The following is a 15,108-nucleotide window of genomic DNA, read 5'->3' on the forward strand; positions in this document are numbered from 1 at the left end:
TCTTCTGGCCGTCGAACCTGCCTTCCGAGAGCGGAATGTCCTGATGCGGGCAGATACCCTGGAAAGCCTTGATGACGCCGCCTTCGGCGCATACCAGCAGGAGGTCGTGGCCGTTGACGGTGAACGACTCCATCTCTCCTTCCCACAGGTCATCGACCGTGCAGACCTTTGTAAAGCTCATGGTTCTCTCCGAGATCGTCATGGATGCGGTACGGCGCGTCAGTGCGCCCCGGCTTCCCAGATGATTTCGATGGTTTCCGTCGGCTTCAGCCCCGATTCGGAAACCTTCATCGTGCGCGGCAGGAAGGCCTCGCCGCCCTGGCGACGGACGCGCATCACGCAGCCGGGGCGTGCCCTCACGCGGCGACCGACGGAATGCACCGCGGCGGCGGCGGCGACCTCGTCCATGGTGTTGTCGGTATCGACGGCCACCAGTTGCAGCACGAAGTCGCCCTCGAAATTGGAGGTCAGTGGAAATAGCGCCATGAGTCTTGTCTCCTTGATTGGCCGGCGCTTGCCGCGCCGGCCTGCTTTGATGGGGTTTCTCAGCTCGCTCTCTTGGCCGCACGCAGCGCGCGGTACACCTCGGCCCACGCATAGTCGTGCGCGTCATCGCCGATTTCGCCGGGGGCGAGGTCCATGTACTTGAGCGCACCGCCCAGATCCATCGGCTGGATCATTCCGGCGAGGAAGCGGTCGACGATGCTCAGGTGGCCGGCATAACGCTCCGGGTCCTGCTGGAAGACCCAGCGATCCACCTCGGAGCCGAAGTGGTAGAGGCGGCCCTGGTATTCGAGCGGATGGTCCTTGACGTTCCAGCCCTTGCCCGGCGTGCCGATGATCGGCAGCTGGCACATGTTGCACACGTAGGGCAGGGTTTCCGGGTAGGTCATGGCCATGTCACCGTCCACGACGTTGTCGATGAAGACGTCCCAGCACTGGCCCCAGGTGTCGTTCCAGCCGGGATATTTCTCCTCGAGCCAGGCGCGCTCGTCGGGAGTCACGCCGGCGGCCGGGTTCCACCACAGCGTCGGGCGCCAGAAGTAGGAGCCGAGGTGCATGCCGTGGTGCGTCTCGGCGATGTCCTTCAGGAAGATGTCCCAGTACCACGGCAGGTCCAGCCCCATGTCGGTCAGGGCGCGCTCGAACTGGGCGACGATCCACTCCTCCATGAACTCCTTGAAGGACTGCTTGCGGTGCTCGAGCGGGGTGTAGTAGTCCATGATCGGACCGGTGAGCACCGAGAACAGCTTCCAGGCGCGCCACACGGCGATGTCGACGCGCTTTTGCGCCTCCGCCTTATGGCCGTTCTCGATGAGCACCTTGAGTGCAGGCCCACCGATCTGGGCGTGGCGCGATTCATCGGTCTGGATGCTGGAGATCAGGTTGGCGAAGGTGTGGTCGCCCGCTTCGGCCGCATCCGCCGCCAGGCCGAGGAACTGCATGTTGGTGAAGCCGGTTTCGAAACTGAAGGTCAGCATGATCGAGATGCTGATCGCATCGCGGACCATGATGTCGTCGAAGAAGTGACGCGCGGCGATCATCGCCCACTCGTTCGTGTCGTAGGCCTTGAACGCCCAGTCCATCTGGCGGTCCTTGGACACGTGCTCGTGCGGGAAGTAGAGCTGCATCTGGCCGTGGCGGATTTCGTCCAGGCAGCCCAGGGTCGCCATGTTGCGCATGCCCGGCGCCTTCGAAAAACGCATCATGCGGGCCTCGGCACTGGCGGCCGCATATTCGCCGCGGGCAATCGCGCCGTAGTGCGCCTTCATCACCGACTTCCAGCCCGGATCCGAATTTTCGAAGATGCGGCTGCGCTCGAGCGCGGCTTTCACCGAGTAGGCGCCGGCATCCTTGTCGCGCTGGACCTTCACGTATTCGGGGTAGGTCTGCTTGTACGGCTCGTCATATCCTTCCCAGGCGGTCAGCGGCAGTCCGAACTCGCCCGACAGCTTCGGCGGGAACAATTCGTCCTCGGTGACGTACGACGGCGTCCAGTTCGTGCTGCGCGCCAGGTCGTACCAATCCATTCTGTTGAGTACAGCCATCCATGTCTCCTTCCTGATCAGTCTCGAGAGTTCGGTGGCCCTCGAATCAAGGCGAACCTTTCGCCACGAGCCGGTGCGGGTTGGAACGACTTCGCACCGAGCGCGAGGAGAAGGTAAGCGGAAGCTGGACGCGCTGAAATTAGACTTTGGTTTAGATTGCCGGCCTGCGGGGATCGCCCGCGCCGCTCCGCGGCTGCTCGGTCGTGCCGATCATGGCGAGCGCACGTCGGAAGCCGGCGCGCTGCTGCTGCCGCCCCTGCGGCGACGGCGGCGCAGTAGCAGAACGCCAACCAGGATCACACCGGGCGACCTTCATCGTCGGTTTCCCATGCCTGGGTCTTGAATTTGTTGAGGAAGCCGATGAAGCGGCCGTCGGCGGTCTCGACGATGGTGGCGCCGTCCTGCCAGATCGCGTTCTCGAGATCGAAGCCGCTGCCGATCGGGTCGCCCTGATTCTGGTGGATGTTGTGGACGCCGAGGCCGCTGGTGAACGGCTCGCCGAAGACGTAGAAGCGCACCCCCTGGTCGATCACCACTTCGAGATCGACCAGCGCGTCGATGCCCGTCCCGCTCTTCCACGGCGGATGCCAGCGGATGAATTCGAGCAGGAACTTCTGGAACCGCTTCCAGGGCGGATTGAGTTCCTTGTAGCTCCGCCGCGGCGGCACGATGCGCAGCGCCCGCAGCAGCCGCGACAGAAAATGATCGTGCCGCACGTCGAGCAGACGAATCGGCGGATGCAGCACCGGGGCGCGGATGTAGTCCAGCGCCCCCGAAGCGCCGGTCGAGGCGAGGAAATGCCAGCCGTCGGCCAAGGCGGCGATCCCGGCAAACTGGGTCGGACGGATGCGCACCAGCCGCCACTCCACGCCGTTGGGCATGTTCTTCGGATCGACATCGATCGCGCAGTGGTAATTGCCGTTCGGCGCGTGTACCACCAGGTTGCCGTGGTAATAACGGCCGAAATCGTCCGGTGGATCGCGGTAGTAGTGGTGCTTCTGGCCGATCACCAGGCCGTAACCTGCCGAGAGTCCCATGAGGTGCCTCCGCGAGCGGTCGGTTGAGGGGGGGCTAACCCGTCCCGACTGCCCTCAAGTCGATCGAAGCCATGCCATCGCGATTGCGGGGCGGCGAAGCACGTGGTTGTGGAGCCGCGCTGCCGATGGCCGGGCGAGTGATGCGCATGAAAATGACGGTTGAGTCACACGACGTCTGGACCGAGTTGCCTACCGCTTCCGGTCGCGCAGCCACCATGGCGCCGCCGATTTTCCAGTCGTCGCGATCTCGCCACAGTAATCATGCCGAGAGAACGCATCCGGCGCGCGGTTGGCCGGGATCTCGACCCACATCGCGGAAATGCCGACGAAGTACTTCTCGGGCAGGATCGTAATGTTCGCCTCGTCGAGCTCCGCGAAGCCGGCGACCGCTTGGCCGGGTTTCTCCCCCTCCAGCGGCCATGCACACACCATGACGAACCGCGGCAACTGAGGCGCGTCGAGCGGGGGCTTCGTGGTCATCACCTCCCGGCTCGCTCCGGCAGGAGACAAGGAAGGTACGTACGGGGTGAAGGTCAGCAACACGACCGAGCCGCCATCGGGAATGCCGAAGGCCGCAATGCCGCCCGGCAAACCCGGGTCCGGCGCATAGGCAACGTGTGTGAGGATCTTGTATGTCTGCTTTCCGTTCTTGCCCTTGTGCGCGAACCCGGTGACGTAAGCCGATGCCGCGGTGGATTCAGCCGCCCTCAGGTCGGGGCCGCCGAGCGCAAGCAAGCCCAGGCACGCTGCGGTCGCGGCACGAAGGGTCGAAGCACATGACGCGGCGAGGCTGCGGCGGTGATTCCGGCGTTTTTCCGGGCAGTGACCACTGTCGACGATCTCGCAGCGCATGGCCTTGCTCCTTTCAGCACTTCGCGGCGCCGTTCCGCGACGCGAGGTTCACTCGCCAGCGAATTGCTCGAGCATGCTGCAATCAGTATTGAAGAGTGTCTCGGGCTCGAACAGCCTTCCCGAGACAGCGTTTTGCACCTGGGAAGTGGGCGGAAAGGTCACGCCGTCAATCGTTGCACGCGCACCGCATGCACTGGCGCAGGTGCCCGGAGCGGCGCTTACCCGGTAGCCGTCGCCCATGCGGGACAGGGTGAGCACACACAAGTCGGCGCCGGCCTCGCTACCGCTCGTGTGCGTCCAACCCGCCTGCGAGGGCGTCGCGGTACCCGTCACGCCGCAATGGCTCCCTTCTGGCGTCCACATCGAAAACCCGAACCGGATCACTTGCTGTGACTCACCCTTGATGGCGAGCAAGCGGAAGCCGTTTCCGCCCGCAAATGGAGCGCAATATGCTCCGCCCGGGGCCGCCGCCTGGGTGGCTAGGGCAGCTGGGGTGCAAGCGAGCAGGCCCGCCAACAATCCGACTGCAAGAGTGGAGGTCCGCTGCATGATGTTCCCCTCTTCGCCAGTTGAGTGTGCGCTTTCGTGATAGCACGCACGCGCGCAGATCGATACGCAGGGGACGCGGGATGGGCAGGCGAGGACGTACTGGACGACATCGGCAGGGGCGATTCGAGCGCGAGTTGGAGCGGCGCAATCCCGCGCGCGCAGTTTCAATCCACGCGCCCACGCGGGGCGCGACATTCAGGCCGCTGCCTCATCGGCAAATGTAAGGCGTTTCAATCCACGCGCCCACGCGGGGCGCGACAAGGAAATCGAAGAGGGCTGGCGTCGCGCATTCAGTTTCAATCCACGCGCCCACGCGGGGCGCGACCCGCGTCCAGGCGCAGGCTGCCATCGGCGGTGCTGTTTCAATCCACGCGCCCACGCGGGGCGCGACGCTGGTCACGGCGGCGATGCGTTGTTCGAGCGCGGCGTTTCAATCCACGCGCCCACGCGGGGCGCGACCCGCGTCCAGGCGCAGGCTGCCATCGGCGGTGCTGTTTCAATCCACGCGCCCACGCGGGGCGCGACGCTGGTCACGGCGGCGATGCGTTGTTCGAGCGCGGCGTTTCAATCCACGCGCCCACGCGGGGCGCGACTTGTGGGCGCGCTGACGCAATTTCGTGACGATATGTTTCAATCCACGCGCCCACGCGGGGCGCGACACCTGGGCGTCGATCAACAAGACGCAATGAGCATGTTTCAATCCACGCGCCCACGCGGGGCGCGACCTTGCAGGCGGGCGAGGATGGGGGGTTCGAGGGCGTTTCAATCCACGCGCCCACGCGGGGCGCGACCATCCCGTACCTCGACATGCGACACCATGCGTATGTTTCAATCCACGCGCCCACGCGGGGCGCGACTTGGGTTAATTCCGGTTAATGCGCTATCGCTAAAGGTTTCAATCCACGCGCCCACGCGGGGCGCGACGCAGTTGCGGGAGTATGTTGCGTTGGGTGTCGTGTTTCAATCCACGCGCCCACGCGGGGCGCGACGATGGTCGCGGACGTGGATTGTGGGGTGATGCGATGTTTCAATCCACGCGCCCACGCGGGGCGCGACGTGTCGGCCGGAGGTCGCCGAGATGCTGATCGTGATGTTTCAATCCACGCGCCCACGCGGGGCGCGACGAACTGATCGAGGCGCCGGAAGTGCAGGTTGCATGGTTTCAATCCACGCGCCCACGCGGGGCGCGACCCCTCGACGTACTGGACCTCGTAGCCCATCGCCTGTTTCAATCCACGCGCCCACGCGGGGCGCGACGTATGGCGGCACGGACGTTAAATCGGGGACGGTCAGTTTCAATCCACGCGCCCACGCGGGGCGCGACCGTACTGGACCAGACCGGGCACGACCCCCCACCCGGTTTCAATCCACGCGCCCACGCGGGGCGCGACTTGACCGTATGCCGCCACGACGCCGTATAACTCTCGTTTCAATCCACGCGCCCACGCGGGGCGCGACTGGTCAGTGATCTTCTAGGGCCTCACCGACGATGCGTTTCAATCCACGCGCCCACGCGGGGCGCGACTCCCGTCGCGGCTTCAAATGCCGCGTCCCGATGGGTTTCAATCCACGCGCCCACGCGGGGCGCGACCGGGCGGGGAATGTCCGGCGTGGTCGTTCAATCTGTTTCAATCCACGCGCCCACGCGGGGCGCGACGCGAGCGGGTCCGGTATGGCGTGGCCTTCTCGCAGTTTCAATCCACGCGCCCACGCGGGGCGCGACATCGCGATCTGCTCGTAGGTGCGCGGCACCGAGCCGTTTCAATCCACGCGCCCACGCGGGGCGCGACGGTGCCGAACAGGTAAAGGTCCTCGTCATCGCGGCGTTTCAATCCACGCGCCCACGCGGGGCGCGACTCCGACGAGCCCGAGAGCATGACGCTCATTTTGAAGTTTCAATCCACGCGCCCACGCGGGGCGCGACTCCGACGAGCCCGAGAGCATGACGCTCATTTTGAAGTTTCAATCCACGCGCCCACGCGGGGCGCGACTTCGTGATCGAGCTTGAGTTCAGGGATGCCCATGACGTTTCAATCCACGCGCCCACGCGGGGCGCGACGTAAAGCGTGCGCCCTGTCCATTGCGAGCGCAGGTGTTTCAATCCACGCGCCCACGCGGGGCGCGACGATTGGGCGGATGCGCCTGGTGGTTGGGGTCGCATGTTTCAATCCACGCGCCCACGCGGGGCGCGACCCCCCAGAGTACCGAGCGCGATCACCAGAGGACGTTTCAATCCACGCGCCCACGCGGGGCGCGACCTGAGATTGGCGGCGTCGCTGATAGCGTTGAGGCAGTTTCAATCCACGCGCCCACGCGGGGCGCGACGCCCGAGCGGCCCGACCACAGGTCGGCCGCGCTGGTGTTTCAATCCACGCGCCCACGCGGGGCGCGACGATAAGGGCCGATTCAACGTCGACATGTGGCTGGAGTTTCAATCCACGCGCCCACGCGGGGCGCGACCGAGCGGCGACACGCACCACAACGAGATGACCGAGTTTCAATCCACGCGCCCACGCGGGGCGCGACGCCGACTACCAGGGCGAAATCACGCTTGCCTTGTGGTTTCAATCCACGCGCCCACGCGGGGCGCGACTAGCACGATGATGTTTTTCGCGTTCGCGGCGGTGTCGTTTCAATCCACGCGCCCACGCGGGGCGCGACGCAGTTGCTGTGGCCATACAAATCATTCTGATGGGTTTCAATCCACGCGCCCACGCGGGGCGCGACGCAGTATATGTCTGCCCCCCGTTTTCGGTGTAGATGTTTCAATCCACGCGCCCACGCGGGGCGCGACGCGTCGAGGCGTACCTGTACAAGGGGCCGTTGTGGTTTCAATCCACGCGCCCACGCGGGGCGCGACGGTGTGGGGCCGGTAGCCGGCGGCGTTCGTCTGGTTGTTTCAATCCACGCGCCCACGCGGGGCGCGACGCGGCGCGATGACGACGTGGCGGACGAGCCAAGGTTTCAATCCACGCGCCCACGCGGGGCGCGACCCGGGCTGTCTATTACCACGGCATCGAGATACTGTTTCAATCCACGCGCCCACGCGGGGCGCGACTTGTGCGCGTTAGCAAACGGACAAACCGACAAGGGGTTTCAATCCACGCGCCCACGCGGGGCGCGACTCACGTCATCGACGATAGCAACGACAGTCGGAACGTTTCAATCCACGCGCCCACGCGGGGCGCGACACGGGGTAATGGTGCCCAGGTTCCGGAACACGTAGCGTTTCAATCCACGCGCCCACGCGGGGCGCGACTCACCGCATCGAATTTCATTCCCTGCTCTATCACCAGTTTCAATCCACGCGCCCACGCGGGGCGCGACGCTGCTGTCGCTGCACGTCTCGACGCTGAAGCTGTTTCAATCCACGCGCCCACGCGGGGCGCGACACGACTGGGACTGTATCTCGTGGACTGGATGGCGGACGTTTCAATCCACGCGCCCACGCGGGGCGCGACCGGTCCGGGCTGCCGGTCACGGTGAGTCGGGTGTGGTTTCAATCCACGCGCCCACGCGGGGCGCGACCAGGGGTGCCCGAGCGGGTTGGGTCGTTGCAGGTGGTTTCAATCCACGCGCCCACGCGGGGCGCGACGCAGGGGTGCCCGAGCGGGTTGGGTCGTTGCAGGTGGTTTCAATCCACGCGCCCACGCGGGGCGCGACCGTAGTGGGCGCGCACCCAGCCCTTGGCCTGGGTGTTTCAATCCACGCGCCCACGCGGGGCGCGACTCGTGGTGGCCGTCGCAGTGTGGCGCCATCTCAAGTTTCAATCCACGCGCCCACGCGGGGCGCGACCCGAATTCATCCTGAAGGAGCAGGAGGCGGCTGCGTTTCAATCCACGCGCCCACGCGGGGCGCGACAGTCCGCTATAAGGCGACTGCTCTGTCAGCTTGAGTTTCAATCCACGCGCCCACGCGGGGCGCGACCGTATCACAAGGGTCCCCAGCTGCGCGTTCTGGTGTTTCAATCCACGCGCCCACGCGGGGCGCGACGCTGCTGCCGCCGACTACGGCCGGTCGACGCGGCTGTTTCAATCCACGCGCCCACGCGGGGCGCGACGCGAATCTCGCGGCCTTGTTTCAGGCGCTAGACGAGTTTCAATCCACGCGCCCACGCGGGGCGCGACTGGGAGTCGGCAAAAGAAGCTCGGGAAGGCGGGGGAGTTTCAATCCACGCGCCCACGCGGGGCGCGACCCGCTCATCGTCGCCGTCGATTCACGGATGGCGATGTTTCAATCCACGCGCCCACGCGGGGCGCGACGCGCGGGGGCCGCGGGTGCTTTTTGTGACGGGTGACGTTTCAATCCACGCGCCCACGCGGGGCGCGACTAGGGCGGCGTTGATCGTTGCAAGCCAATCGCTGGTTTCAATCCACGCGCCCACGCGGGGCGCGACATGGGCACGAGGTCGGCTTCGAAGGCCTCGATGCTGTTTCAATCCACGCGCCCACGCGGGGCGCGACAGACATTCCAATCTCGACGTTCCCGTGCTTCGCAAGGTTTCAATCCACGCGCCCACGCGGGGCGCGACGGGACATGCATCTCCGCTTCGCCACGGCCCAAGAAGTTTCAATCCACGCGCCCACGCGGGGCGCGACCGGTCACGGAATTTGTGCTCACGGGGATGGCGTGTTTCAATCCACGCGCCCACGCGGGGCGCGACTGGCGCTGGCGTGCTGACGCTCTCCGGCTTCCCAAAGTTTCAATCCACGCGCCCACGCGGGGCGCGACCGTGTCCTCACAATTGCATGAAGATAAGACGAAAAATACACGATCTCCGCGAACCGCCGGAGCATTGCTGCAAAATTGGGGAGTGGCGACCGAAAATTGCCGCCGCATGTCCGAAGAATCGGAGGTTCTGGCGTGTTGCGAACCCGCCCGGGTTCAAGCGGGTGCTACACGTTCGCGCGCGGCCACTCAAAGGATGAGCGGGCCGTTCAGGTCGAGCCCCGGCTTGGCGCCGACGTGTTCGACCTTGGTCTGCCAGTTCTTGCCGAGATAGTAGAAGCGCAGACTGTCCTGCTCCGGGTCGATCAGCTCGTACAAATTGTTCTTGAGAAAGGTCCACTGCGCGTAGTCCACCTCGATCTCGAACAGCGAATATTGCACCCGCTGGCCGTAGTCGCGACATGCCTTTGCGAGCCGGCGCAGGCGTTTTCGACCGCTGGCGCTGGTGGTGCTGACATCGTAGCTGACGAGGACCATCATGAGATTCCCTTACTTCCAGAGAAAGGGAGGGTAGGCATCCAGGTCGCCTCGCAGATGTCTTGCAAGGAGTTGTGCCTGGATGGCGGGGAACATGCCGATTTCGACCTTCTCCTCAAGAAATGTGTGGCGGAGTTGTTCGCGCTTGCGTTCCTGGTAGGCGGTGAGTACGGTCTTGCGCGCGGCCTCCTTCAGCAACACAGCACCATTGTCCATGCGCGTGAAGTCCCGTGCGGACACCTGCTTTCTGTTGATCAGCGACAAGGCGAGCCGGTCGGCGAGCACGGGGCGGAATTCCTCGACGAGATCCAGCGCCAGGCTGGGGCGACCGGGACGATCGCGGTGGAGAAACCCCACTGCCGGGTCGAGGCCTACCGTCTCAAGGGCGGAGCGGCAATCGTGGGTCAGCAGGGTGTAGAGGAAAGACAGCAGCGCGTTGGCCGCATCGGTGGGCGGCCGGCGGCTACGACCACCGAAACGCATCGCCGCATCCGGGACTCGGATGAGATGGTCGAGCACGCCAAAGTAGGCCTGCGCCGCCTCGCCTTCCAAGCCGCGCAAGATGTCGACCGGTGCCTCGGCAAGCAGGCGGGCTCCGATTCGCTTCAGCCGATTGTGGGCGTGCTGAAGCGCGTCGCGCGCCGGCGCTGACAAGTCCTGGCCGTAGTCGCGCAGCCCGCGCGACACCACCGCGCGCTGGTTGTGCACCTTGCCGATAAGCAGGTTGCGCACGATGGCCGCGCAGCGCGGCCCATCGTCGGTGCGACGGTATTGCTCGCGGCGCAGCAAGACGTTTCCGGAAACCGGCCCTTCCACGCGGGCGAGGAACTTGCCGTTGGGACTCAGGTAGCACACGCTGATGCCCTGACCCGCGCAATAGCCGAGCAGCGGCGGCGAAACCAGCACGCGGCCGAAGCAGACAAGGCTCTCGAGCATGTGTGCCGGCAGACGGGCGCGGGTTTCGCCCTCGACCTCCATGACGATGTTTTCGCCATCCTTGCGCAGCCATGCGCCTTCGGTGGTTACATACACGGTGTTGAGTTGTCGACGCATGCTTCAAGGTTCCTCGGCGACCTGCCTGCGCAGCCAGGCTTCGACATCCCGTCCCTTGCCGAGCAGCTTCGGTTGGCACAGATCGATGAGCGAACAGGCGTCACAGCGTTTCGCCAGGTAGCTCGCCGTCGGTGTTTGCCCCGCGCGGATCATCTCGCGCGTGGCCTGTATGGTTTTCAGGGTCAGTCTACGCAGCTCGTCGTCGAATACCACCGTCTGGCGACGGCGCGTCTGACCGTAGAACAAGGCGCCTTCCTCCACCCGGCAGCCGAACATCGCTTCCAGGCACAGCGCCTGCGCGCACAACTGCACCTCATCCGCACGGTGGGCCTTCTGGCGGCCGCGCTTGTACTCGACAGGGAACGGGCGCTCGACCCCCTCTTCCGCCCTGAACTCCACCACATCCGCCACCCCGACAATGCCCAACTCCGCACTGGACAGCGGCATCGCGGTAATCGTGCGCACGCCGTGGCGGCGCTCGATCTGCGGGTGGTCTGCACGGTCGTGCAGCAAGCGCCCCTCCGCCGTCTGCCGGTTCTCGGCCCACAGGCGTTCGACGTGGATCAACGCGCACTGGCGCGGGCAGTAGAGATGGTGCTGCAGGGCGGAGAGGGGGATGAGGTCGTCGGACTCCTCCATGGGCTCCATCCCTTCTTGGGTCACCGCGTCTGCTTACAGCAGTTCGCGGACGCTTACGCCCTGGGGCATGGCTTCGGCATCGACGCTGACGCGATAGTCCGCAAAGCTGCGCGAGGGGCGGTCCTCGGTGCCCTCCCTCCGCCTCACCTTGACGGCGTCGAACAGTACATGTGCGGGGGCATTACCCATGGCGTTCTCGTGCTCGAACACGATCAGCTTGCGGGCGGCCATCTCGCCGCGTGCAGCGGAGCGGTCGTGCTCGAACATGTTGCTGAGCGCGTTCCAGAGCAGTCGCAGGTCATCGTCGGAGAAGCCGGTGCGTTCAGCGAGCTTGGCAGAGACGAAGCCATGAGCGCGATATAGTCCGTAGGGCAGGATGTGCTTGCGGCCCATGGTGCGGTTGTCGCCGCTCTGCGCCTCGGCTTCCTTCTCGGTGGTTACCGCCATGCGGGTGATGGAGATTTCCAGCGGCAGCACCGGCTCTACCGAGGTGGCGAAGGCGAGTTGCACCGGCCCGCGCACCTGGCCGGCGTTGATGCCGGTGGTCATCACCGCGCCGAAGGTGCGCACGTCGAAGAAGTTGGCGCACATCCACGCGGTGATCTCGCGCGCTTTGACCTCGTCCTTGGGCAGCTTCTTGTCCTCGGGCTTGATCTCCAGCGCGTCGTACGCCTTCTTGTGCTGGTTGTTAAGTACCGACTTCTCCTGCATGTAGATGGCGAAGCCCGGTGTACCTTCCTTGTCCAGCGTGACGAAGTTGCGGATCTTGCGCTTGAGGGCGACGTCGGTCACCAAGCCGCAGTTCGTTTCCGGGTCGAGCCGCGGCAGATTGCCAGCGTCGGGGTCGCCGTTGGGGTTGCCGTTGGTTACGTCGAACAGATAAACGAACTCGTAGCGGTGGGCGATGGCAGTCATTGGTCGATTCCTTCGATTACGGGTAATGGGTCAAGCAGCGGTATCGGGGTCGATGTCTTCAGCACCGTCGCGGCGCGTGACGTAGGACTGCGACTGATGGTAGTAACCGATTGCGAAGCGGCCCTGGTCTTCGATCTTGAGGCTGCGCGGAAACTGGTCGGGCAGACCGCCCACGATCTCGGATATGTCTTTCTCCAGGTTCACCGCCTGCCCTTTGCGCTCCTTGCGCAGCTTGCCGAGGTGGTTCTGGGTGTTGCGCAACAGCACCGGAAAGATCGAGGCCGGCGTGGCCGACGCCGCGCCGTAGTAGCGGTCGCGAATCGTGGCGTTGACCTGGCCGCCCAGGGCGGCGCGTTGCACGTTCTCCAGAACTGCGAACAGCCGCCCGAGCAGGTAGCCGGGCTGGGTGGATTGCTTGTCGAGACTCACGGGGATCTCCTCCTCGGATGTACGAATGTCCCGGCGCCGTTCGCGCGCCAGAACGCCCTTGCACAAGGCCACGCGCAGGCCGGAAATGTCTCCGTCCGCCCGAAACCGCATGATGGTGTTGGCCAGCAGACTGCGTGGGTACGGCCCGCCGCTGAGAATGGCGCGCATGAATTCACCCGCCAGCAGTGGAGGCACGTCCTCGCTTTTGCCGCGCCCGTCGCGGGATGGTGCGGTCGCAAGCACGAGCCGCCAGACGGACGGCTCGGTGCGCCACGGCAGCGGCTCCAGACGTAGGTCCTCCGCATGTTGGGCGATACGGCCAGCGAGCACCCCCAGCGTATCCACCTGCCAGAAGCGCACCGACAGGCGCGACGCGTTGGGGGCGAGGCCCAGCACGTACATGCGAGTGCCAGGTTCGAGATTCGGGGCGAGGTCCGCCACCGGTCGGCCTTTCGCGATGCAATCCACTACGGTGCGCACCCGCGCGGCCTCCGAAGCGTCGTCGGCAGGCGGGTTGAGCAAGGCGGCAAAGAGATCCTCGGCCGCGCTCGCCTGCTTCGCATCGGCCGCCTCGGCCCAGAACACTACCGACGAGTCGCCAACCTGTAGGCGCTGGCAGTTGTGTCCGCCCCGGCGCAGCAGATAGTTCAGCGCGGTGGTGTAGGCGAAGGCCGCCTGTTCGGATACCGGCGCGTTGTCGCCCTGGCTCTTGGCATAGGATGTGAAGGCATCGAGGTTAAAGGAGACGATGGACGCCCCCGAACTCTGCGCCCCATTCACACCCTTGATTGCGGGATGGAGGCGGGCCACCGGCGCCAATTCTCCGCTGACGAGGCAGACCGCCGCGCTTGCCGCCGCTTCCTGCCCTTCTTCACCCGCGAGCAATCGGGCGCCTACCGCCCGGGCGGCTGGCCGATCGTGCAGATAGCAATGCTCGCCGTCGAGGCGAAACACGAGGTTGGCGTCCACCATGTCGGGCGGAAAACCACGCGCCTCGAACTGCGCCGGCGACCAGCCGCGCAGGAAACTGAGCAAAGCCTTGAGTCCGGGGTCGTCACTATTGCCGAGACAGGCTTCATGAAACTCCAAGAATGCCTGATAGTGCTTCGTCGCCTTCGCCAAGAGATCCTCTTTTTCTCTGTCGTCCCGACACTTGGCGGTGCTCGTGATTCCCAATACGTAGCTGGTTTTGTCCCAAAGAAAGAATGGCTTGGCCCCCGTCCCTGAACGCTTGAATGATGCGGGGACAAGCAACATCCTAGGCTGAGGCTTCTTCCCGGAGGTGTCGCGAATGTCGTTGACCTGCGCCACATCGCCTTCCGGCGTCAGCAGGATCTCGAAGCTGATCTTCTCTGGGCTGCAGCCGGCGGGTGCGACATCCTCGGCCTGTTGCTCGATCAGCCGCTCGTAATAGCGGTTCAACGCCTGCAGGATCATGACTTGACCTCCCCGTGCTGCCACGGCGGTACCTCGATGACGCCCGCTTTCAACTGTGCGCGAAAGAAGCGCGGCGTCATGTCCTGGGCGAAATCGATGTCGTGCAGCATCCAGCCCAGGTCGTTGTCCGGTTCGCGAGCGGGATGGGCGTCGGGTAGCGGCTGACCGTCCTCGATCAGGCTGAAATGGGCGGGAAACTCGCGCACGCCCAGGCACGGGGCATGGAAATGCTGCCCCTTGCGGGCGCGGCGGTTGAAGATGTCCAGATGCTTAGCCACCGAATCGTCCGGCCCCGCCTTGTCGGTCAGTTCGAAGTGGGCCTCGATCACGTAGGCCACATCGCGCAACACCGTGGCGGCACGCTGCTGGCGGTCTTCGTCGACGTAGGTCGCCAGCCCGGCGGTGGTGCCAGCCTTCATCGCCTTGCGCACGTTGCCCGGCGACAGTTTTCCGCCAACCTCATTACGACGGATGGACTCGAAGCGCACCGGGTTGAGCACGTGGATGCGATCCACCACCCAGCGAATCGCCGGCTTCCAGTGAATGGCCTCCAGGATGCCGCGCGCGGCCGACGGCGTGATGACGTCGTAACTCACCCGCTCCACCTTCATTTCCGGCCGTGTGAAGCAGGCCCGATCGCCCCAGACGTGCAGGCGGATTCCAAAGCTCATGCGCCCCTCCTTCAAATGATCGTGTTGGCCGAGTTCATAAAGGTTGGCTCTTCCCACCAGATGCCGAACTCGCTGCTGTATATGTCCATGTTCACCAGTTCCATGAACTGCTCTCCCCATTTCTCCGGCGCAACCGGCTGAATCGCCGCTGCCTTGCGCAACGCATCGAACCCGTTGCGTGGTAGCTGCACCAGGTAGGGCTGCAGCGCCCGCGCGAGGCCACCGCTCCGCTCCGCATAGCGCAGGCTTTCGATGTCGCGGCGGGCGTCATCG

Annotated in this window: 12 protein-coding genes, 1 pseudogene and 1 CRISPR repeat array; all 13 genes and pseudogenes read right to left on the reverse strand. The window is 65.0% G+C overall.

What is annotated here, in order from left to right:
• Positions 1-181, reverse strand: a 181-nt coding sequence (locus tag BB334_RS18530; RefSeq protein WP_198531268.1) for a Rieske 2Fe-2S domain-containing protein, incomplete at its 3' end; no start/stop codon positions are given.
• 38 nt (positions 182-219) lie between these two features.
• Positions 220-486, reverse strand: coding sequence for a toluene-4-monooxygenase system B family protein (locus BB334_RS14785; RefSeq protein ID WP_068809257.1), 267 nt, complete (start codon positions 484-486; stop codon positions 220-222).
• A 59-nt stretch (positions 487-545) separates the two neighbouring features.
• Positions 546-2,048, reverse strand: a complete 1,503-nt coding sequence (locus BB334_RS14790) for an aromatic/alkene/methane monooxygenase hydroxylase/oxygenase subunit alpha (RefSeq protein ID WP_068809258.1) — start codon at positions 2,046-2,048, stop codon at positions 546-548.
• A gap of 296 nt (positions 2,049-2,344) precedes the next feature.
• The gene (locus BB334_RS14795) at positions 2,345-3,085 is read right to left on the reverse strand and encodes a DUF2278 family protein (protein ID WP_068809259.1); all 741 of its coding nucleotides are present in this window, start codon (positions 3,083-3,085) and stop codon (positions 2,345-2,347) included.
• A gap of 189 nt (positions 3,086-3,274) precedes the next feature.
• The gene (locus tag BB334_RS14800; protein ID WP_068809260.1) at positions 3,275-3,937 is read right to left on the reverse strand and encodes a hypothetical protein; all 663 of its coding nucleotides are present in this window, start codon (positions 3,935-3,937) and stop codon (positions 3,275-3,277) included.
• A gap of 48 nt (positions 3,938-3,985) precedes the next feature.
• Positions 3,986-4,351: a hypothetical protein gene (locus BB334_RS14805; protein WP_068809261.1), complete on the reverse strand. Its 366-nt coding sequence runs from the start codon at positions 4,349-4,351 to the stop codon at positions 3,986-3,988.
• Between the two features lie 296 nt (positions 4,352-4,647).
• A CRISPR array of direct repeats spans positions 4,648-9,217; the repeat unit is 32 nt; unit sequence GTTTCAATCCACGCGCCCACGCGGGGCGCGAC.
• Between the two features lie 186 nt (positions 9,218-9,403).
• Positions 9,404-9,694, reverse strand: coding sequence for a CRISPR-associated endonuclease Cas2 (cas2, locus tag BB334_RS14810; protein WP_068809262.1), 291 nt, complete (start codon positions 9,692-9,694; stop codon positions 9,404-9,406).
• Positions 9,695-9,703: 9 nt separating this feature from the next.
• A complete protein-coding gene (gene cas1c, locus BB334_RS14815; protein WP_068809263.1) occupies positions 9,704-10,744 on the reverse strand; it encodes a type I-C CRISPR-associated endonuclease Cas1c in 1,041 nt (346 codons plus the stop codon).
• Positions 10,745-10,747: 3 nt separating this feature from the next.
• Positions 10,748-11,383, reverse strand: a complete 636-nt coding sequence (gene cas4 / locus BB334_RS14820; RefSeq protein WP_068809479.1) for a CRISPR-associated protein Cas4 — start codon at positions 11,381-11,383, stop codon at positions 10,748-10,750.
• Positions 11,384-11,416: 33 nt separating this feature from the next.
• Positions 11,417-12,298 (reverse strand): type I-C CRISPR-associated protein Cas7/Csd2, encoded by an 882-nt coding sequence (gene cas7c / locus BB334_RS14825; protein WP_068809264.1) that lies wholly within the window; start codon positions 12,296-12,298, stop codon positions 11,417-11,419.
• A gap of 30 nt (positions 12,299-12,328) precedes the next feature.
• Positions 12,329-14,164, reverse strand: a complete 1,836-nt coding sequence (gene cas8c, locus BB334_RS14830) for a type I-C CRISPR-associated protein Cas8c/Csd1 (protein WP_068809265.1) — start codon at positions 14,162-14,164, stop codon at positions 12,329-12,331.
• Positions 14,161-14,835: a type I-C CRISPR-associated protein Cas5c gene (gene cas5c, locus BB334_RS14835; protein ID WP_068809266.1), complete on the reverse strand. Its 675-nt coding sequence runs from the start codon at positions 14,833-14,835 to the stop codon at positions 14,161-14,163. The genes cas8c and cas5c overlap by 4 nt, the downstream gene beginning before the upstream one ends.
• Positions 14,836-14,846: 11 nt before the next feature.
• Positions 14,847-15,108, reverse strand: a pseudogene (locus BB334_RS14840) (CRISPR-associated helicase/endonuclease Cas3); the annotation flags it as partial.

The sequence above is a fragment of the Thauera phenolivorans genome (genome assembly GCF_001696715.1).
In the GTDB taxonomy this organism is placed as follows: domain Bacteria; phylum Pseudomonadota; class Gammaproteobacteria; order Burkholderiales; family Rhodocyclaceae; genus Thauera; species Thauera phenolivorans.